Annotated in this window: 21 protein-coding genes and 1 tRNA gene; 11 read left to right on the top strand and 11 right to left on the bottom strand. The window is 55.0% G+C overall.

The window, feature by feature from the left end; genetic code table 11:
- Positions 1–2: 2 nt before the first annotated feature.
- The 5 genes from RRF56_RS07850 to RRF56_RS07830 form a co-directional block, all read right to left on the bottom strand.
- Positions 3–665 (bottom strand): V4R domain-containing protein, encoded by a 663-nt coding sequence (locus tag RRF56_RS07850; protein ID WP_317037082.1) that lies wholly within the window; start codon positions 663–665, stop codon positions 3–5.
- A gap of 87 nt (positions 666–752) precedes the next feature.
- Positions 753–1241, bottom strand: a complete 489-nt coding sequence (locus RRF56_RS07845; RefSeq protein ID WP_317037081.1) for a hypothetical protein — start codon at positions 1239–1241, stop codon at positions 753–755.
- Positions 1242–1343: 102 nt separating this feature from the next.
- The gene (locus RRF56_RS07840; protein ID WP_317037080.1) at positions 1344–1631 is read right to left on the bottom strand and encodes a hypothetical protein; all 288 of its coding nucleotides are present in this window, start codon (positions 1629–1631) and stop codon (positions 1344–1346) included.
- A 17-nt stretch (positions 1632–1648) separates the two neighbouring features.
- Positions 1649–2326 (bottom strand): V4R domain-containing protein, encoded by a 678-nt coding sequence (locus RRF56_RS07835; protein ID WP_410510581.1) that lies wholly within the window; start codon positions 2324–2326, stop codon positions 1649–1651.
- A gap of 322 nt (positions 2327–2648) precedes the next feature.
- On the bottom strand, positions 2649–3125 hold the full coding sequence (locus RRF56_RS07830; RefSeq protein WP_317037078.1) for a phycobilisome protein: 477 nt from the start codon (positions 3123–3125) through the stop codon (positions 2649–2651).
- Positions 3126–3500: 375 nt separating this feature from the next.
- Here RRF56_RS07830 and RRF56_RS07825 point away from each other — a divergent pair, with 375 nt between their 5' ends.
- The 3 genes from RRF56_RS07825 (at position 3501) to RRF56_RS07815 (ending at position 5110) form a co-directional block, all read left to right on the top strand.
- Complete coding sequence (locus tag RRF56_RS07825) at positions 3501–3725, top strand: photosystem I reaction center subunit IV (RefSeq protein WP_317037077.1); 225 nt, start codon at positions 3501–3503, stop codon at positions 3723–3725.
- A 204-nt stretch (positions 3726–3929) separates the two neighbouring features.
- A complete protein-coding gene (locus RRF56_RS07820; protein WP_317037076.1) occupies positions 3930–4778 on the top strand; it encodes a DNA-formamidopyrimidine glycosylase in 849 nt (282 codons plus the stop codon).
- 113 nt (positions 4779–4891) lie between these two features.
- Positions 4892–5110: an NAD(P)H-quinone oxidoreductase subunit O gene (locus tag RRF56_RS07815; RefSeq protein WP_317037075.1), complete on the top strand. Its 219-nt coding sequence runs from the start codon at positions 4892–4894 to the stop codon at positions 5108–5110.
- Between the two features lie 115 nt (positions 5111–5225).
- On the opposite strand, the gene RRF56_RS07810 is transcribed toward RRF56_RS07815, so the two are convergent.
- Both RRF56_RS07810 and RRF56_RS07805 read right to left on the bottom strand, forming a co-directional pair.
- Positions 5226–5864 (bottom strand): hypothetical protein, encoded by a 639-nt coding sequence (locus RRF56_RS07810; RefSeq protein ID WP_317037074.1) that lies wholly within the window; start codon positions 5862–5864, stop codon positions 5226–5228.
- Between the two features lie 223 nt (positions 5865–6087).
- Complete coding sequence (locus RRF56_RS07805; RefSeq protein ID WP_410510547.1) at positions 6088–6741, bottom strand: sigma-70 family RNA polymerase sigma factor; 654 nt, start codon at positions 6739–6741, stop codon at positions 6088–6090.
- 288 nt (positions 6742–7029) lie between these two features.
- Here RRF56_RS07805 and RRF56_RS07800 point away from each other — a divergent pair.
- Positions 7030–7112, top strand: a tRNA-Ser gene (locus RRF56_RS07800).
- A gap of 48 nt (positions 7113–7160) precedes the next feature.
- On the opposite strand, the gene RRF56_RS07795 is transcribed toward RRF56_RS07800, so the two are convergent.
- On the bottom strand, positions 7161–8597 hold the full coding sequence (locus RRF56_RS07795) for an ion transporter (RefSeq protein WP_317037072.1): 1437 nt from the start codon (positions 8595–8597) through the stop codon (positions 7161–7163).
- 150 nt (positions 8598–8747) lie between these two features.
- A complete protein-coding gene (locus tag RRF56_RS07790; protein ID WP_317037071.1) occupies positions 8748–8936 on the bottom strand; it encodes a CPXCG motif-containing cysteine-rich protein in 189 nt (62 codons plus the stop codon).
- Between the two features lie 218 nt (positions 8937–9154).
- Between RRF56_RS07790 and RRF56_RS07785 the strand changes: the two genes are divergently transcribed.
- Complete coding sequence (locus RRF56_RS07785) at positions 9155–9706, top strand: hypothetical protein (protein WP_317037070.1); 552 nt, start codon at positions 9155–9157, stop codon at positions 9704–9706.
- Between the two features lie 333 nt (positions 9707–10039).
- Here RRF56_RS07785 and RRF56_RS07780 read toward each other — a convergent pair whose 3' ends face one another.
- Positions 10040–11044 carry a phosphoribulokinase gene (locus RRF56_RS07780; protein ID WP_317037069.1) on the bottom strand — a complete coding sequence of 335 codons (1005 nt, stop codon included), beginning with the start codon at positions 11042–11044 and terminating at the stop codon, positions 10040–10042.
- Positions 11045–11791: 747 nt separating this feature from the next.
- Between RRF56_RS07780 and petH the strand changes: the two genes are divergently transcribed.
- The 4 genes from petH to RRF56_RS07760 all read left to right on the top strand — a co-directional run bounded on the left by petH (position 11792) and on the right by RRF56_RS07760 (position 17708).
- Positions 11792–13054: a ferredoxin--NADP reductase gene (gene petH, locus RRF56_RS07775; protein ID WP_317037068.1), complete on the top strand. Its 1263-nt coding sequence runs from the start codon at positions 11792–11794 to the stop codon at positions 13052–13054.
- Positions 13055–13235: 181 nt separating this feature from the next.
- Positions 13236–14546, top strand: a complete 1311-nt coding sequence (locus RRF56_RS07770) for a homoserine dehydrogenase (RefSeq protein ID WP_317037067.1) — start codon at positions 13236–13238, stop codon at positions 14544–14546.
- Between the two features lie 521 nt (positions 14547–15067).
- Entirely contained in the window at positions 15068–16846 is a 1779-nt protein-coding gene (locus tag RRF56_RS07765) for an ABC transporter ATP-binding protein (protein ID WP_317037066.1), read from the top strand.
- Positions 16847–16988: 142 nt separating this feature from the next.
- Positions 16989–17708, top strand: coding sequence for an ABC transporter ATP-binding protein (locus RRF56_RS07760; RefSeq protein ID WP_317037065.1), 720 nt, complete (start codon positions 16989–16991; stop codon positions 17706–17708).
- Between the two features lie 99 nt (positions 17709–17807).
- On the opposite strand, the gene RRF56_RS07755 is transcribed toward RRF56_RS07760, so the two are convergent.
- Positions 17808–18704 (bottom strand): LysR family transcriptional regulator, encoded by an 897-nt coding sequence (locus RRF56_RS07755; RefSeq protein WP_317037064.1) that lies wholly within the window; start codon positions 18702–18704, stop codon positions 17808–17810.
- Positions 18705–18873: 169 nt separating this feature from the next.
- Between RRF56_RS07755 and RRF56_RS07750 the strand changes: the two genes are divergently transcribed.
- Both RRF56_RS07750 and RRF56_RS07745 read left to right on the top strand, forming a co-directional pair.
- On the top strand, positions 18874–19578 hold the full coding sequence (locus RRF56_RS07750) for a pirin family protein (protein WP_317037063.1): 705 nt from the start codon (positions 18874–18876) through the stop codon (positions 19576–19578).
- Positions 19579–19780: 202 nt separating this feature from the next.
- Positions 19781–20017, top strand: coding sequence for a CDGSH iron-sulfur domain-containing protein (locus tag RRF56_RS07745; protein ID WP_317037062.1), 237 nt, complete (start codon positions 19781–19783; stop codon positions 20015–20017).
- Positions 20018–20098 lie beyond the last annotated feature (81 nt).

The following is a 20098-nucleotide window of genomic DNA, read 5'->3' as shown; positions in this document are numbered from 1 at the left end:
GGTTACCCCTGCTGCATGAGGGTTTGCATAATCGCTTGGTGGGCCTGGCCGTTGGCTACCATAGCTCCTACGGGTTGGAGCCGCTTTTCTAAACCCAAAATGAAGCGGTTGCAGTCGTCGCCTTTGGTGGTGCAACTGGTCTGCATGCAGCGGAGCTCACGCCCGGTGAGCTGGGTAAAGAAAATTTCAACAATGCCGCGCTCTAGATCGCCGGAGGGTTTTTGGCCCTGGGGAGCGGCTGCCGTGAAGGGAGAATGCCAAATTTCTACGCCTAAAAAACCGCGATCGCGATAGGTGATATCGAGGTGAATCTGTCCCCAGCCGTGGGTTTTCCAGCACTGCTGAAGCGACTGCAAAAATTCAGCCATCGACAGGCTAGCTAAAGGTTGCTTGTAGTAGTCAGACAGCTCTTCACAAAAGCGAGCGTAAAAGTTTTTGCCCCACCAGCGGCCACAGTTATAGAGCACTAACCCTGATGCCTGGCCGGTTTCTTTTTCTAGTCCAGAGTAAATCGCTTGTAATAGTGGGTTAGGAATGGCCAGCAGGCGATCGCCACGGCGGTTTTCCAGTAATCCTAGCTCTGTTGACCCCCGCACGTAGAGATCTTGAGCAAAGTAGTTGCCGGGTAACCGGCCATCAGTGAGCAAATCGGCAACAGAAACCATAGTTAACGTCCTTCACAGGATAGGGATGGGGGTGGTCATACCCACTGAGGATTTCAGGTGGAGCCAGGGGTCTCCGTAGCAGTTCAGCTAAAGCAATCCAGCCAGAGTGACAGTTTCGCGGGTGTTGAGTATGAGATCTTGGGCTTTCTCTAGGTTGGGCTTGAGCAGGTTGACCTGAGCGGGGGAAAACACCTTGGCCAACTGCTGCTGCAAGAGTTGAAATAATTGCTGATCAACAGCTTGAGTGTCGTAGGCTTTTACCATTTCGGGCAGCCAACCTCGCAGGCGCTCCTCCACAAAGGCATCGTCGTCTAACAGCATGGCCATGGCGACGTAGCGCAGCACCATTAGCCCGTTGCGCACACTGCGCTCAACTAGGGCTTCAGCATGGCCCCCCTGCTGTTGCAGGGCATCGGCAATGGGCTGCATAATGGCAATCTCTTGATCGCGTAGGGTACGATAGACCGTCATGCGTTCAGGAATCGAGCTGACGTACTGACTCAAGAGGCTGAGGTCGTTGGCGTCAAGGTATTGTTTCTCGGGCGAGTCAAATAGGGCGTCGAGCTTAAAGGTCATGGCAAAATCCTCCGAATATCTAGGGCGGTCAAGGGGCCGAGAGTTGGCGGCTAAAAAGCCGATGGCAGCCGCCGTGAACGAGCTTTGACGACCTGGCTGAGTTTAACCAAACAGGTCAGAAAAGCCGTCTAGGGTCAAATCTAGGTCAGAGTTTGGCGTGGGGTCAGCGGCGGCGGCTAGGGGTGTAATCGGCACCCCAATCGTGGGTTGGCCGTCCCAGGCAATATTTTGAAAGAAGTCGCCGACGGTCATGGTCATCGTTGACCCTGTCTGGCTACTTTCTCCTAGCCCTGAAGCCGCAGCCGCTACCCGTCCGTCCCAGGCCACGCCTTCAAAAAAGACCTGCACAGTTTCTCTCAGCCAGAGCTGAGGGGTCTGAGAGTCGGCCATAGGAGCTAAAGAAATGCTCATTGGCCACCTTCCCCAGCCCGCAGCCGCTTCTCAATGTCGCGGGCGTTAGCCCCTTCATTCATCCAAAAGGCGGCAGCATCGATGCGCTCTCGGCCACCTAGCAAAAATTTGCAGTAGGTTTCACCCATGGAATAGCATTGAATTTCAATGCAGCTCAGCTGCTTGCGCACCATTTCGGTAAAGAAGCCCGCAAACAGACCGGCGTAGAGGTGACATACCGGTTTGCCCACATCGCCTAGGGTGCGGGCCACAGCGGAGTCAAACACGTTGATGAACATGAAGCCCTGTTTGCGATCGCTCATGTCGACCTCCCACCGGCCCCAGCCCTGGGAAATGAAGGGCCACCACCAGGTTTCGAGTAAAAACATCAGGTTGGCACGGCGAGGGCTCATGGCAAACTCGCGCTCAAACCAGGCCTCAAATATCAGCGAGTCGTGTTTGCCCCACTCCAGACCTACCGTATACATGATGGCGGCTGAGGCATCGCCGACCTCTTCTTGCAAGCCTTCTAGCAGGCCAATGATGAAGTCTTCACTGGTGAGCACATTGCGGGTGTTGTTCCAGTCAGTGATGGTGCCGTAGTCCCCATCAAACTGGAAGAAATCCCGCAGGGCATAGTGGTTATGCTTCTTGGGAAATTTTTGGTTCAGACGGTGGGCGGTCTCTGTAGTCATAACCATGGTCGAACAAGCCTTGTAAGACTGTTTTCAGTGATAGGTGTAATGTGCCCAAGCCTACCCAGAATTAACATCGCCTTGGAGCGATTGTAACTATAAGTTAGCCACAGGCTCATTCCCAAAACTACTATGACTAAGGAACTTGAGCCCGCCACCCGATATCCTAAAACGACATAAAACGTAGTAATTCGCTGCTAACGTGATGACCCAGGTGAGCAAATGGGGCTCCCTGGGTCAAAGAAAAATTACGCAGACTTATAACTGGTTGGGGCATAATCAGCCTCGTCTAAGCATCGGCTTCAGAGAACTCACCCTGGTGCTATACAAGCTCACCTAAGGTGACACGGCTTAGCTCGAGGATGGGCAGGAACATTCTAAGTTCTTCCGTATTGAGGTGCTGGGCAATTACCTCTTGCATAGCAGTGTAGGTAAGATTGCAGCTTTCTTGGGCACCAAACGCACGCATGATGGTTTGAAACCACATCAGCAGCCCTTCTTTGAACCGCTCTGGATCGTCGAGCAGCAGAGCAATAGCGCTATAGCGCAGTACCCGCACGGTGTCTCGCTGCCATTTGGCCGTCAAATCTTGCCCGCCTACCAAAAAGATACTCGGCTTTTGTGCGTTGAGCTTAGCCATTACCTGGGCAATGATTTGCTGCTCAGCTTTTTGTATCTTTTGGTAGGCCCGTAGCCGAGGGCCTACTGAGGAGAGATAGCTCTGAAAAAACATCAGTTCTTGATCAGAGGCATAGCGGCCATCAGTCGCGTGTACTAAGGCCTCAACTTTGGTCAGCATGGATCAGCTCTCAAGGGAAGGAAGGTTAAGATTATTATGCCCATATGTTACCAAATGTAAATAAAATCATTGCTGAATAATATTGATGTCAGCTGATTGGCTGTCTTTATGTCCGTCTACCCCGCCGCTTGTTGTTTGCCAGCCTTCTGAAAAGTAGCTCCTTTAAGTATTGCGGAAAATTATGGATCCATTTGGTGGTTCTGCAATAAAACTTAAACCCTCTGCTGCCATGAAGCTGAAGGTCTCGTAGTAATCTGGTGGACATGGAATAACCCCCTATCCAAGCTTGGTCATGGGCTTTATGCGATTAGCCATGACTGGGGTTTGGCCTGGGCAAGCTGCCATTAATATTGATTTTTCAAGAGGGCATTGTTCATGGTTCAACGTGGTTCTAAAGTTCGCATCCTGCGCAAAGAGTCTTACTGGTATCGGGAAGTCGGTACTGTAGCCACCATCGACCAAAGCGGCATCAAATACCCTGCGGTAGTGCGCTTTGACAAGGTTAACTACGCTGGCATCAACACTAACAACTTCGCGGTGTCTGAACTGCAAGAGGTTGAAGCTCCTAAGGCCAAAAAGCCTGCCGCTACTGGTGGCTAAGGCATTCAATCAGTGTGCCGACACTGCCTTCAGCGTTCTGGCATAGTTATTCTGGTCTGCCCGGTTCTGTTCGCTTAGTTTCCAAGGCCTGTGCTTCGGCATGGGCCTTGGCTGTTTTTGCAGCTTCAAGATACGGATTGCCTCAGGCGATTGTTATAGTTCAGGGACACACCGTAGACAGGGTCAAAGGCCCAGGGCTAAGTAGTGCCAGAATTACCTGAAGTTGAAACCGTAAGACGGGGGCTCGAACGGGTAACACCGGGTCACCCGTTAGAGGGGGGGCAGGTGCTGCTAGCGCGATCGATTGCCCACCCGGCTACCGAAACCGAATTTTGGGCGGGGTTAACGGGGGCTACTCTGAGCGCCTGGCACCGCCGAGGCAAGTATCTGCTAGGTGAGTTGACCCGGCTCAATGGTCGCCCCGGTGGCTACCTAGGGGTGCATCTACGCATGACTGGTCAGCTGCTATGGCTCGACCCTAAGACCCCGGTACAGAGCCATTGCCGGGTACGGCTTTGGCTCAGCGATCGCCACGAACTGCGCTTTGTCGATCAGCGTACCTTTGGTCGCCTTTGGTGGGTTCCCCCTGGGGTGCCCCCTGAAACCGTCATGACTGGGCTCAAAAATCTGGGGCCAGAGCCCTTTGATGAGGCATTTTCGGTCACCTACCTGCACCAGCATCTGAGCCGCAGTCATCGCCCGATTAAAAATGCACTGCTCGACCAGCGGTTGGTGGCAGGCCTAGGCAATATCTACGCCGATGAAGCCCTGTTTATCAGTGGTCTGCGCCCGCTTACCCCAAGCGATCGCCTTGATCCTGATCAGATCCAGCGGTTACATAGGGCTATCTGTGAGGTGCTAACCACCAGCATTGAGTCAGGGGGAACTACCTTTAGCGACTATCGTGACATCTATGGCATTAACGGCAACTATGGTGGCGTAGCCTGGGTTTATAATCGCGACGGTGAACCCTGCCGGGTCTGCCAGACACCTATTCTGCGTTTGAAGCTAGCGGGGCGATCGGCCCACTACTGCCCCCGTTGTCAGTGTTAGTGCGTTTGCCCGAAGATTGCCTGCCTTAGAGGGGGTTTGGTAAAGGCTACGCCAGCGGCCTTGAACAAGGGATTTCGTGTACAGTAAGGCTGAGGTTGATAGCGAACAGATCTATGGCAGCAACTTTAAAGCGGGGCGACCTAGTCCGGGCCGTACGCGAAAAACTAGAAAACAGCGTGGAAGCAACCGCCAGTGACACCCGGTTTCCCTCGTATCTCTTCGAAACCCGAGGAGAGATTGTCGATACCAATGACGACTACGCCCTAGTCAAATTTGGCGAAGTACCTACCCCCAATATGTGGCTGCGCCTGGATCAGCTTGAGAAATTTTAGGCTTGCGCCTAGACAGACACACATACCCAACACTCCATTAGCAGGCGGTCTTAAGACCGCCTGCTAATGGAGTGTTGGGGTAGGTTTATTCGACTCTGAGCTAGCACTATGCTAGCTATAGCTCAGAGTCGATAGGTAGACCCCCTTGATCAAGGGCGTTACCAGCCTCATTCAAAAAAGCTGCATTTTCAGGAATTGGAAACGCAGGTCTATCTAAAGCAATCTGCAACGTATCGGGTTGTGACAAGGCGGCTATGCGCCAGGGACTATAGCCAGTGCCAGCACCGCCAGATAGTAAGTTAATCACACCAATGGCAGCAACTCCAGCACTGGCCATGGTGACCAATCTGAGACGGTGATTGAGTGAGTGAAACACGCCTACCAGCGTGTCTTCGGGTGGACAAGCCGGAGGGCAAACCTGAGTTCGCATCCCCTGACGTAAATTTAGCAACCGGTTGTAGAGGCAACGGGCATCGTCACTATCCTTTAACCAGCACAACACTTGCTGGCGCTCGTCAGGAGTGACTTCACCGTCTAAGTAGGCGCTCAAAAGTTCGAAGCGATCGCGCTTAGTCGCATCTAAGTCACGATCCCGAGGCGCAACAGGCCGAAATACTTCGCCGTTGTCCTTAAAATGTTCAGAAGAAAATTGCTGAACCTGATTAGGCGTGTAAGGAAAGGTAGTCATACCAGAAACAACACCTGAGTAAGCAACTAAACAACGACCGAGGCAGCCAATGGCCTGATCGGGCAATCGCTAGATCAGGTATTTTCACTGCCGCTACTGATCATAATGCCAACGCCTTAAAATCGGTATCCTCTTAGGGGTATTTATAATCAATAAAACATACGTCCCCTGAGAGAGGCTCAAGGATTTACACAAAGGGGCGATTCAGCACAAAATTTCTGAGTCACTTGGTTCATTCCCCCTATGTAGGGTTGGCAGAGCACCCTCTGTATGACTTTTACCTAGCGCTTTAGTGGCCCAAATAGGGTTGGAGGTCGGTCTGCAAGCGTTGTCGAGCACGGGCAATTCGAGACTTGACCGTACCCAAAGAGACGCCGGTCATATCGGCAATCTCCTCGTAGGACAGCCCTTGAATCTCGCGCAACACAATAGTGGTGCGAAAGACTTCCGGGAGGTCTGCAATAGCGCGATGGAGTTGATCGTAAAACTCCCGAGTCATCATGGTGTCTACCGGACCGGGAGCATTGGCCGGAACATCCCAATCAATGGTGCCATCCTCTAGGGTCAGAGGGGCATCGAGAGACAGGGTGGCGCGGTTGCGCTTGCGTCGCCGCAGTTCATCGTAGAACAGGTTGGTGGTGATGCGCCCTAGCCAGCCTTTGAATTTAGCGGGGTCGTTTAAACGACGCATGTTGCGATAGACCCGAATCCACACCTCTTGGGCCAGATCGGCGCGATCGGGCCAGTCGGGAGCCAGGTGGTAGAGCAGTTTATCTACATGGCTTTGGTAGCGACGCAGAAGTTCAGCAAACATTATTCGCTCAGGCCGTAGCCGTTGCTGGCAAAGGGCTACCAGTTCTGTGCTGGTCAACTGTTCAGGCTTGACAGCAGACTTAGGGGCACTAAGGGAAACAGGCCAGGTCGAGAACATGGATTGACTCATAACTTCTATGTAGTAGGCCGATATCTCATGACCACCAACAAACCTCTGAGGCAACCCTCAAAAACTTGTATAGAGGTGGCGCTGTGGCTCCAAAGAAACGCGTGGTTAATGTGAAACATTGTGACGAAGAGCCTTACCTTCTTTGCTCCCCCTTGTGCCTGTGAATTGTCTGGCACACCGTCAGCGGGCAGGTGGTCTAGCTATAGGCAGGTAGATCCCCTGTCAGGTGGGGTCGCTGGGGTGATATAACAGTGAAGGACGCTGCTGCTATGGCAGTCATCCCCCTTTGGAGAGGTGGCAGAGTGGTCGAATGCGCCCGACTTGAAATCGGGTGTGCGCAAGCACCGAGGGTTCGAATCCCTCCCTCTCCGTATCGTGATTTCAGGCTTTCAGGGCTACCTATCCGAGATCTGGCTCATTCAGTTTTCGGTAATTTTTGGCATCCTTCGTGCGATTACCACGAGCTGATCTTTACTGGCCAACCGGTAGTCGGATGGGGGGTTAACCAGGGTACGACGCTGGGGCTGACCCACTTCCACCGCGATGGGCAAGGCGTCTTGCTGTTGCTTAAGGCGATCGACTGCTTGCCAAAAAGGCAGATCGACCCAGCTGGGCGGTATCGGTATTTTGTAGATCTGGTTGCCTACCTGCACCGTTAGCAACTCGGCCAGCACCTCAATCGATCCCTGGGTGCGGGCCGAGGCGGCGATCATGTGGCTGGTGATCTCATCGGCTACGATCACATCGTCGACTCCGGCTACCTTGAGCTGCACGTCATTGAGGCGATCGAGCAGTTGGGCGCAGGTGTATACCGCCGGATTGAGCTTTTCTATGGTGAGGGCTGCCAGCACCGTGCGGGCATCGATGTCTTGGTCGCTACGGGGGCGCGAGGTGTCAGCTAGTAAGATGGCCCGGGCAGCGTGCACAATATTGATAGTTTGCAGCACATCAATGCGAGTGTAGTCGGCGGTGTGAAAGTATAGATTTGATAGATTGAGGTGGTGTAAGGCCTGCTCAGGAGTTTCAGTAAACTCTGCCACAACGACTATGGGGTGGTTTTGCATGTCAGGATCAAGCAGCATCTCTTCTACCACGTGGGCACCGTTGCGGTTCCAGCCGCAGATCACCGTGTGGCCCGATAATTCATCTAATTCCATTGAGCGAAACTCCCTTGTAGAACCCAGCCGCTGCACCATAATGGCAGAGACTAGACCGGTCACTACTGCAAACAGCGTCAATCCTCCCAACATCAACATTAGGGTTAAGCCACGCCCAATCGGGGTTTCAGGCTCAGCCCCAATGGGTTCGGCTGCTACTAAGGTCAACAGACTCCACCAAAAGGTTTTCGTCAGGGTATCGGCATCGGGGTTCTCACTGCCTTCAATGAGGTAAAGCCCTAGGGTTCCGGTGAGAACAATGACCCCTAGGCTCGACAGCAGGCCGATTTGGGCCCTCACCCCCAGGGCCAGAGCGGGTGAAAACCGCGCTAGGTTACGGTTCATCAGCGTGCTAACTCGCAGCAGTCGCAGCAGCCGCAGCAGCCGCAGCACCGTCAACTGTGATGGAAACGGCACTACCGACAAAATATCGACCCAGTACAGACTCAAAAATCGTCGTCGGTTGCTGGCGACCCAGCAGCGGGCCGCTAGCTCTAGCCAAAAAATCGTGGTGAGTCCTGTTTGCAGATGCAGTATTCGCTGGTGAAAAAGGCGATCGCTACTAGTACCCACCTCCATAAAAATCAGCAGCACCGACAGCAAAATCAGCCCAATCAGCACAAATTCTGTGGTTGGAGCATAGAGCAATTTGCTCAATTGGGCTTTAAAGGCGGGCCGAGATGGGGAAGAATCAGGCATGGGTCACAAGCCAAGACTTTGAGCAGAGAAAAGCCCCAAGGCTGTCCAGGGAAGCTAGCTCCCGACAGCTCAGATTTTTTTCATACCCCGTAGTTTACTGAGACTACGAGATAGAAGTGCCCAAGAAAAAACAGACTATGATGGCAGTATTTACTCCAGATAGTCAGTGGCAATTTCAATATCAAGAGAAATGTCATCGATCGCGATGTAGAGCTGGTTAGGGCGACAGCATACCTGGCAGTCTTCGATGTAGGTCTGGGTTAGCCCGGCTGAAATATCAATGAATGTGGTGCTGGTTTCGCCACAAAACGCACAGGTGTAGTCAGCGGTAGATTGCATAGTAGTGCCCAACTCAGGCAGGAACATTCAAATACTCAGCCCGTCTTCATCTTTGATGGGTGAAAGCTGGAGAGCGGCTCTGAGTAGGCGAAACTCTAGAGTAGGCGTATTAGGCCAGTACATCACCATTGACGACAAGCTTGGCTTGCGCCTTTACCCTAACCCTCAGATTAGCTCTGTTCCTTCGAACAGCTGATTGTATCCCTCCGGAGGTCGTGATGAAAGTAACTCCTTTGGCCGCTCTAGCCATCACCCTGATGCCGACGGCTGGCTTTGCCCTGGCCCCTAGTGCTCAGGCTCAGCTGTTTGTGTCGTTGCCGATTCAGGCTATTACTCCCAATAGCGAAACGCTGTACCTTAACACGGACGCTACCGTGGAGCAGACGCTTCAAGTGGGGGCCGCCACCAACCTCAATGGTCGGAGTATTCCTGCTGGGGCTGTGTTGCGAGGTCGATTTGAGCCTGCAGAGGGCGGTATACGCTATGTGGCTACGGCTGTTGAAGTCGGTAACCAAGTCTATGCAGTTAATGCCGTATCCGAGTTGCTGCGCGACATTAAAGATCCTCGCCAAACTACCACAGGGGCTATTCTGACCGATGCTGGCATTGGGGCTGCGGGGGGCGCGGCTATAGACGGCATTTTACGAGGTCGCGTTTCGGTGGGTAGTATTATCGGCGGGGCCGCAGCTGGGGCCATTATTGGCAATACGACGGCCCAGCGGGTGGTCGTGGTTGAGCCTAACCAAACCCTGACGTTGACCTCTCGCTAACGCTGCCCTCTGGGTGTCTCTGGATGCATGACTGCGCTGGCGAGAACTTGTTCTATCTCCCTGGCGTGGTCTTTGAGAGGGTGCGTGTGCGGCAAGGTTGGCCAGTTTTGCTGCGATCGCCGGATTGCCGGCGTCACATTTATCAAATGATGTTAGCCGTAGCCTCGTCAGCAGCTGCGATAAGTATTGCCACAAAAAAGAGAGAATATCTAACTCGATACCCTCTCCCTGGTTAAGCCAGATAGATTTGATGGAACCGGGGTTTGACTTCAGGTTTTGAATTCAGGCCTAGCTCGAATTCAAAACCTGAAGTCTTAATGCCGGCTTTGTTCCCTAGGCTGTGGTTGCCACTTCGCGATCGGCAGAGATTAGCCGCTCATAGGTAGCGCGCATTTTGAGGCCCACCAATACCTGGAACAAGCCACTACCGTTGGTAGAGCCGGGATACTCACGGTGCTTGAGCAGTAGCTCGGTCATTTCACCGTAGTACTTGGTGGAGGTGTTGCTGAGGTGGCTTTCGATGTAGATCAGCTCTTCGAGGCGATCGAACTGACCGTCAACCTCTAGTACTGAGACCTCATGGCCATAGTAAGAATCGGGGCCGTAGTGCATGCGAATGCCGGGGTAAGAGCAGGTAAGCTTCCGACCACAGGGAATCCAGTCGATGGTGGAGCCTTCGTCGAAGAGGTAGACGGGATCGAAGCCTTCGATGCCCTCCCGCTGCATGAGGCGCACTCGTAGCACCTTTTTCTCTTCGTCGTTGGGGATTAGCTGGGTGGGCAGAATTTGAATAACGACATCGGCGTACTGCTTTTGGATGTCGATATAGGCTTCAAAGTCGGGCCGGCGGGCGTTGATGGAAGCCAGCACATCTTCGTAGGTGTGGCCACGCTCGGCCATATCGCGCTGAATTTTCCAGGCAATTTTGACTTCGTCACTGATATCGAGATAGACGCTGAAGTCAAGCAGGCCACGTACGCGCTCGTCGTAGAGGGGGTGTAGCCCTTCGATCACAATGATGCGGTTGGGGTCAACGCGTTCGGGAGGGTCGAGCTCGCCAGTTTCGTGGTTGTAGATTGGCTTATCGATGCTGTTGCCTTCCTTCAAAGCCTTGATCTGTTCGTACATCAGATCAAAGTTGTTGGCCTTGGGGTTGAGGGCCGTGACTCCGGCAACCTTACGCTGCTTGCGATCGAGGCTGTGGTAGTCATCTAGACAGATAACGGTCATGAATTCAGCGCCGAACAAGTCGCTCAGTCGCCGTAGAAATGTCGATTTGCCACACCCAGAGTCGCCGGCGACACCAATTAGAACTACCTTATCTGGCTTGCTGATCATAGGTTCCCTCTTAACAACTTTCTGTAAACACAACCCAGCGCTGCAACGCAGCAGGAGAGGGCCATTCCAAGACCTTTAACCTGGTCTGACCGTGCCCCAGCACCCTAGAATAAAACCCCTCTAAGGTGAATAACTTGCGAATGTCGCGCCGATGAAGCCGGAGATGCTCTAGCGTGGGAGAACACCTACAGCCTCCCCTAGCATCTTGCATACTACCGCTCGCCCGTCGGAAAGTTGGCTTTCCAGATAAGCATCGACTCTTCTTATACTCCTCTCAAGCGGCTGAATGGCCGAAGGCACAAAGCTGCCTAAGAGGATAAGTATTTCTACCGCAATTAGCCCCATCCTATCAGAAGCTAGTATCCTTCACAACAGTTTTTGGTGGGGGATCGCTCAAGCGTTTATGTTCCGATTATTTACCAAGAGAGAGATTTTAGATTAACTTAACGCCTGCTGCTGCAACGGACACAGTCTTTCCCGCAGGATATGACTAGAGTGCAGACATTCACTGGGGTATAGGTCAGGTTGGGCATGGAGTGAAATGGGCTGCACAGCCTGTGATCTCTCTTAGCCATCGGCATTACATCGTCTTACAGTGATACCCTAAGCTAAAAGTATTTCTAGTGCTGCCGCCTTTAGATTGGCCATGGGCCATCTGAGTTGGATCATTAGGAGGTAATGCGACGGGTCATGACGGTGTGCCTCCGTCGCACTTAGTTGGGTCTAGAGAGTCAAAAGATTTTAGATATGTACAATCCAAGTGTGAGCGGCGGCAACGCCAGTACTGAGGCCGGAAGCCGTTTGTTTTTATACGAGGTGCAGGGTCTGCGCCAGAGCGCGGAAACCGACAATATGGCCAATCCCATTCGCAAGAGTGGCAGTGTGTTCATTGCGGTGCCCTATACCCGTATGAATCAGGAGATGCAGCGGATCACCCGTATGGGCGGCAAGATTGTGAGCATTCGACCCATGGAAGACGTGGGTACCGTGAGCAATGCCGAGCCTACGCCGATCACTGCGCCTGTGGTTGTGTCTGCCGAAGCTGCTACCCCAGCAGGAACCGCACCCACCCAAACCACTGAAAAGCCCATGACTCAAGCCGCACCTAAAAAGGCCGCTGCTAGCGTGCCTGTTAACCTCTATAAGCCTAACAGCCCCTACGTCGGCAAGGTGTTGTCGAATGAGCCCCTGGTTCGAGAAGGCGGGACGGGTATTGTGCAGCACATTACCTTCGACCTGTCTGAGGGCAATCTGCACTACGTAGAAGGCCAGAGTATTGGCATTATTCCCGACGGCACTGACGATAAGGGCAAGCCCCATAAGCTGCGCCTGTACTCTATTGCCTCGACTCGCCATGGCGACAATATGGACGACAAAACCGTGTCGCTCTGTGTGCGCCAGCTAGAGTACAAGCATCCTGAGTCGGGGGAGACTGTCTATGGCACCTGCTCGACGTTTCTATGCGGCATTGAACCTGGGGCCGATGTAAAGATCACCGGGCCAGTTGGCAAAGAAATGCTACTGCCCGATGATCCTGATGCCACCATCATCATGTTGGCAACAGGCACTGGTATTGCTCCCTTCCGCGCTTATCTCTGGCGTATGTTCAAGGATGCCGAGCGTCAGGCCAACCCTGACTATCAGTTCAAGGGCTTAGCCTGGCTGATCTTTGGGGTGCCCTATACGGGCAACGTCCTCTACAAAGAGGAATTGGAGCAAATGCAGGATCAGTATGCTGATCACTTTAAGCTCACCTACGCCATCAGCCGCGAACAGCAAAATGCTGAGGGAGGACGCATGTACATTCAGCACCGGGTGGGTGAGCATGCCGCCGAACTATGGGAGCTGATGCAGAAGCCCAACACCCACACTTACATGTGTGGTCTGAAGGGGATGGAAGATGGTATCGACGAGGCAATGGCGGCAGAAGCTAGCAAGCACGGTGTCGACTGGACCGAATTCCGTAAGCAAATGAAGAAAGACCACCGCTGGCACGTAGAGACCTACTAAGGTTGAGCTGCTGACGGAAAATATCGGGTCAGAGCGGGCTATTGTTCGCTCTGACGTTTAGAGAAGGAAGGGTTTTGGCCCTTCCTTTTTTGTAGCCATCGGTATCGGTGACTGGGGTGAGCAACAATACCCTTTACAATTGGGCATAGCGATCGCAGTTAAGGAAGTCAGGCCATTGTTTATGCGTGTCGGTTTGCTGGGGCTGGGAACGGTGGGGTCGGGGACGGCTAAGATTTTGCTCGATCCGGCCCATCGCCACCCGCTGGTGGGGCAGATTGAGTTGGCTCGGGTGGGGGTGCGCAGTTTAGATAAGCCCCGATCGATCGCCATTGAGCCGGATCGCCTCACTACCGATCTAGAAAGCATTGTGGCTGACCCCACCATTGACGCGGTGGTGGAGGTGATGGGAGGGCTAGAGCCGGCGCGATCGCTGATTCTCAAGGCGATCGCCCACGGCAAGCACGTGGTTACCGCTAATAAAGCGGTGATCGCCCGCTACGGCGACGAGATCTTTACCGCTGCCAATGAGGCGGGGGTCTATGTGCTGCTGGAGGCGGCGGTGGCAGGGGGCATTCCGGTGATTCAGCCGCTAAAGCAGGCCCTGGGGGTGAATCGCATCCATGCGGTGACGGGGATTATCAACGGCACCACCAACTACATCCTGACTCGCATGCAGCGGGAGGGGGGCGACTTTGAGCCGATTTTGGCCGATGCCCAGCGGTTGGGCTACGCCGAGGCTGACCCCAGTGCCGATGTGGACGGACTGGATGCGGCTGATAAGATTGCAATTTTGGCGTCGCTGGCCTTTGGTGGCCGGATAAAACTCTCTGAGGTCTATAGCGAGGGGATTCGCCAGGTGACGGCGGCGGATATTGCCTATGCCGATCGCCTCGGGTTTGTGATTAAGCTGCTGGCGATCGCCCGTCGTGAGGGGGAGTTTGACGAGACCTCCGACCAGGCGCTGGATCAGCTTCAACTGCGGGTACATCCCACCCTGGTGCCGGTGAGCCATCCGTTGGCTTCGGTGAACGATGTTTACAACGCGATTTTGATTGAGGGCGACCCGATTGGCCAGGTGATGTTCTTTGGGCCGGGGGCTGGGGAAGGGCCGACAGCAAGCGCGGTGGTGTCTGACCTGCTGAATTTGGCGGCGAATCTGCAAGCAGGGACGACGCCTCAAGCTACCAACCCACTGCTAGCCTGTAGTCATCAGCACTACTGCAAGGTTAGCCCCATGGCCGACATCGTCAGTCGGTTCTACGTGCGGCTGCTGGCGGAGGATGCACCGGGGGTGATTGGCAAGCTGGGTACCTGTTTTGGCCGTCACCAGGTGAGTTTGGAGTCGATGGTGCAGATTGGCCAGCATGGGACGCGGGCGGAGATTGTGATTGTGAGCCACGAGGTGACGGAGGCGAATTTTCAGACGGCGCTGGATGAGCTGCGGGAGTATGCGGAGATTCACAGCGTGGCTAGCGTGCTGCGAGTGCTGTAGGGCGCATAGCGCCAAGGGCGCGGCTTTGCCTACGCGGCTGGAATCCTGCCCAGGCGCTGACCTAAGATTTGGGGCCGCAATTCACCATCCACGATATCGGGTATCTCGCATAGGCTAAGCGGCGCACAATTGAGGTCAAGGCCAAATCTGCTGCTGGGGCCATTTCGCTGGCCCCAGACCCCCATCGACCAGGGACGTTCCGCCGCCCTGGACCCGACGGAAAGGATTGGCTGATCATCGGTTTAAACCTCTGTTCTGCAAATTGACTGGTTGGCGGCTTTGATCAAGCGCCTTGGCTGATCGTAGGGTGGGCATTGCCCACCTTATTTACGGCATTGCCCACCAGTCAAGGGGTATGGCCTTGAGCTTAGCCACATGGGCATTTCGTTGCGCCGTTGAATTTTCCCCTTCACCCTACGACCTGTGATCAGCACAGGGGACATGGCCTACCCGATAGGCGGCACAGTCTTTAACCTGAGATCATCAGGCTGCTGATTTTTTGTCCTTTGTGCTTTTGCTTTATGGCCAGTATTCAATCGGCGCGGCATCCCCTACAGAGGCTCTTGCGCTATGGGCGCAACTATCGACCGCAGATCGGGGGGGCGATCGCCAATTCCATTCTCAATACCATCTTCGACCTGGCTCCGCCCTACCTGATTGGGATCGCCATTGACGTGGTGACCAATAACGAAAGCTCACTGATTGCTCGGGTGGGCATCACCAGCATTGCGGGGCAGTTGGGGGTGTTGTCGGCGCTGACGTTTTTAATCTGGAGTCTGGAGTCGCTGAGTGAGTATATCTATGCCAAGCTGTGGCGCAACCTGGCTCAGAATCTTCAGCACGACCTGCGGCTTGACACCTACAGCCATCTGCAAAGCCAGGATCTGAGCTATTTTGAGGACCGCAGCACGGGCAGTTTGCTGTCGATTCTCAACGATGACATTAACCAGCTAGAGCGGTTTTTGAATACGGGTGCCCACAACCTGCTGCGGTTTTTTACCACGGTGCTTTGGGTGGGGGCGACGTTCTTGATCCTGGCACCGGGGGTGTCGTGGATGGCGATGCTGCCAATTCCCTTTGTGCTGGGGGGATCGATCGCCTTTCAGCGGCGGCTGGCCCCGCGCTACGCTGAGGTACGCGATAAGGCGGGGTTGATCAGCGGGCGGCTGGCCAATAACCTATCGGGTATTGCCACGATTAAGAGCTTTACGGCAGAGGGCTATGAGCGCGATCGCGTCTCCCAAGACAGCGATGCCTACCGCCGCAGCAACCGTCGGGCGATCGCCCTCAGCGCCGCTTTCATTCCGCTGATTCGAATTTTCATTTTGGTGGGCTTTACCGCCATGCTATTTTTGGGCGGCATGGCGGTGGCCGACGGCACCCTGTCGGCGGGCACCTACGGCTTTATGGTGTTTATCATTCAGCGACTGCTGTGGCCCTTTACCCAGCTGAGCGAAATTATGGATGAGTACCAGCGGGCGATGGCCTCGGTGCGGCGGGTGCTGGGCCTGCTGGATGAGCCGATTGAGCTAGTGCCGGGGCGCAACTCGCTACCGGTGGAGCAGGTGAGGGGGGATGTCCGCTACGAGAATGTCAGCTTTGCCTACGCCAACCGCCAGCCAGTGCTGAAAAATCTCTCGCTGCATATTCCGGCTGGGCAGAGTATTGGCGTGGTGGGGGCCACCGGCTCGGGCAAGAGCACCCTGGTGAAGCTGCTGCTGCGCTTTTATCAGCCCCAGCAGGGTCGCATTTTGGTCGATGGGCAAGCCATTCAAGACTTGCTGCCCCAAGACTTACGCCGCTGCATTGGCCTGGTTAGCCAGGATGTATTTTTGTTCTCAGGTACGGTGGCGGAGAATATTGCCTACGGCAGCTTTGACGCCACCTTCGACGAAATCCTCCACGCGGCCAAACTAGCGGAGGCCCACGAGTTTATTGTGCAGATGCCGGAGGGCTACGACACCATTGTGGGCGAGCGGGGGCAGAAGCTCTCGGGCGGGCAGCGGCAGCGACTGGCGATCGCCCGCGCCATTCTCAAAGACCCGCCAATTTTGGTGCTGGACGAAGCGACCTCGGCGGTAGATAACGAAACCGAAGCGGCGATCCAGCGATCGCTAGCGGTGATTACCCAAAACCGCACGACCCTGGCGATCGCCCACCGCCTTTCTACCATTCGCCACTGTCACTGTATCTACGTGATGGCCCAGGGCGAAATCGTCGAGCGGGGCCGCCATGAAGAATTGCTAGCGAAAAACGGTATCTACGCCAGCCTGTGGCGGGTGCAGTCAGGCCTGCGGTAGGGCATCCCAACTCCTAGGTCAGTGTCATCGCCTGCATTTACGCTGGACGCCTACGCTAACCTGGACTTAAGCTCACCCCTTCACCCCTCCACCCTTCACCCCTCCACCCTTCACCCCTCCACCCATCCACCCTTCATCCCTCATGCCCACTCCCCTGATCGAATTTCGCCAGCTGCAAAAGGTCTACGGCTCAGGCAACACCGAGGTGCGGGCGCTGTGGAACGTGGATCTATCCATTTACCCCGGTGAGTACTGCGCCATTATGGGGCCATCAGGCTCGGGCAAATCGACCGCCATGAATATGATCGGCTGTCTCGATCGCCCCACCGCTGGAGAATATTTCTTCGACAGCCAGAATGTTGCCAGCTTAGAGGACGACGCCCTGGCCCACATCCGCAATCAAAAAATTGGCTTTGTCTTCCAGCAGTTTCACCTGCTGCCCCAACTCACCGCGCGGGAGAATGTAGAACTGCCGATGATCTACGCGGGGGTGCGCAGCGACCTGCGCCGCCAGCGAGCTACTGAAGCGCTAGAGCGGGTGGGACTGGGCGATCGCATCAACAACAAGCCCACCCAGCTCTCGGGCGGCCAGCAGCAGCGGGTGGCGATCGCCCGCGCGATCGTCAACCAGCCCTTGCTGTTGCTGGCCGATGAACCAACGGGCGCACTCGATACCCACACGACCGACGACGTACTCGGTATCTTTGCCGACCTTCACGCTGCGGGCATTACGGTGGTGATGGTCACCCACGAGCCCGACGTGGCTCGCGCCAGTCAGCGCATCATTTGGTTCAAAGATGGCGAAATTCTCAATGACCACCTCAGCCCCGAAGATTTGGCCCAGTCCATCGCCGTTCGGTAAATGCCTAGCCCCTCTCTGATATGGCCCTAGGCCAAGGCCAGTTGCGCCTACAGTTGACCCTGATGGCCAGGGTTGTGTGGTTTAGCTGTGTGGCTTCAGTTAGGTATTAGCCTGCACCGCAATTTTCTCCGTTAAAAACTCTACTAGCCGCGTCACCTTGGCTGACAGATGGCGATTGACGGGGTATAGGGCATAGATAGTGATCGCTGGAGGCGGATAGTCAGCGAGGATGGGATGCAAGCGCTCTGCCGCTAAATCTTTTGCCACCATGAAATTGGGCAGGATGACAATACCTAGGCCCGCGATCGCCGCTGCCCTTAGCACTTCGCCGTTGTTGCAGCACAGCGGCCCTTTAACCGTAACGGTGTGCGGTTCATCGCCCACCAAAGTCCATCTGTTGTCTTGGGCACGGTGGCCGTAGTGCAGGCAGGCGTGGTGGGTGAGCTGGTCGGGATGGGTGGGGGTGCCTTGGCGCTGTAGATAAGCGGGAGCCGCGCACACCACCAGCGGGCAGGGGGCCAGGGGGTGGGCAATGAGCCCTTGGCCAGAGGTCTCAGCGGCAATGCGAAGGGTGAGATCAAAGCCTTCTTCAATGGGGTCGATGAGGCGATCGTTGAGCACTAGCTCGACGTAGAGATCGCGATACTGGGCCATAAACTCCACCACCAGGGGAGCCAGATGCAGGGTGCCAAAGGTCATCGGCGCGTTAATTCGCAGGCTGCCGCGCGGCTCTTGCTGGAGGCGGGTGAGGGCTAGCTCGGCCTCTTCGAGATCGGCCAGGATGGCCAGGCAGCGATCGTAGTAGGCCCGGCCCGCATCGGTGGGGGAGACTTTGCGGGTAGTGCGGTGCAAGAGCTGGGTTTGCAGATGATCTTCGAGAGTCAACACCAGCTTGTTGACCTGCGATCGCGACAGACCCATCTGGCGGGCGGCGGCGGCAAAGCCCCCAGCTTCCACCACCTGGGTAAAGGCACGCATACTTTCGAGTTTGTCCATAGTGAGGGGGCTGGGGAGAAGGGGGCGCTTTCCGGGCATCGCCACAGTACTGTCTTTATTTGGGCGACAATGTGTCTATTAAACTGATTATTGTCGTTTTATTCAAGCCAGTATATCGTGAGTGTATTCGGATGTTTCTCATCCACCGACACTTCAGGAGGTGTCTCTAATGATTACGATTCGTCCTGCCCATGAACGCGGTGCCGCCAACTTTGGCTGGCTCGATTCTCGTCACACCTTTTCGTTTGGCAACTACTATGACCCTCGCCACATGGGCTTTGCCAGCCTGCGGGTGATCAACGAAGACAAAGTGACACCGAGTGCAGGGTTTGGCACCCACGGCCACCGCGATATGGAAATCATCACCTACGTGCTGGATGGCGCACTGGAGCACAAAGACAGCCTGGGCACGGGGTCGGTAATTCGCTCTGGCGATGTGCAGCGAATGACAGCGGGTACGGGCATTCGTCACAGCGAGTTCAATGCTTCAGAGCAAGACTCGGTGCACTTTCTGCAAATTTGGATTTTGCCTGAGGCTGAAGGCCTTGAACCTGGCTATGAACAAATTGCGATCGCAGCAGCGGCCAAGCAGGGGCAACTGCGCCTGGTGGGCTCTCGCGATGGCCGAGATGGCTCGGTCACCATCCACCAGGATGTGAGTCTCTACACCACAAGTTTGGCTGCTGGCGATCGCGTTGAACACACCCTGGCCGCTAGCCGGGTGGCCTGGGTGCAGGTGGTGCGGGGTGCTGTTGACCTCAATGGCCATGCCCTCACCGCTGGCGACGGGGCCGCTATTCGCGATCTCGATACCCTGAGCCTACGCGGGACTGCCGATGCCGCCGAGGTGCTGGTGTTCGACATGGCGGCTTAAGCCAGAGATAGCTAACACTGAATCCTGTTTGATGACCCCTGAGGGAAATGGGGGGATGTGATGCGGATTTGACGGCTACGGTATATCCGTGCAGCAATGCACGTTAGCCGCCAATATCAACTACACAAGCTTGCGGCGGCAGGTGTTGTCCTGCCGCCGCTGGATGTCCGTGCTACGAAATAACCTAAGAGAGGATCGATCGATGGCTGAACCGATAATTGCCGATACCAAGCCCGTGGTGATGGAGTTGGAGGCGGGCGACCACTACTGGTGCACCTGCGGTCAGTCAACCAACCAGCCCTTCTGTAATGGTGCCCACAAAGGCACCGAATTTGTGCCGTTGAAATTTACTTTGGAGGAGAACAAACAGGTAGCCCTATGCGCCTGCAAGTACACCCAAAACGCCCCCTTCTGCGACGGTAGCCACACCAAGCTGTAGAGGTAGGTGCTAGGGTCTCCCCCTAATTAATGAGGTCTAGGTAGGTTGAATAGAGCGATCGCAAAAGTCACGGACTTGGGC

Source organism: Nodosilinea sp. E11 (genome assembly GCF_032813545.1).
Taxonomy (GTDB): Bacteria; Cyanobacteriota; Cyanobacteriia; order Phormidesmidales; family Phormidesmidaceae; genus Nodosilinea.
This window is presented reverse-complemented; position numbering and strand designations above follow the sequence as displayed.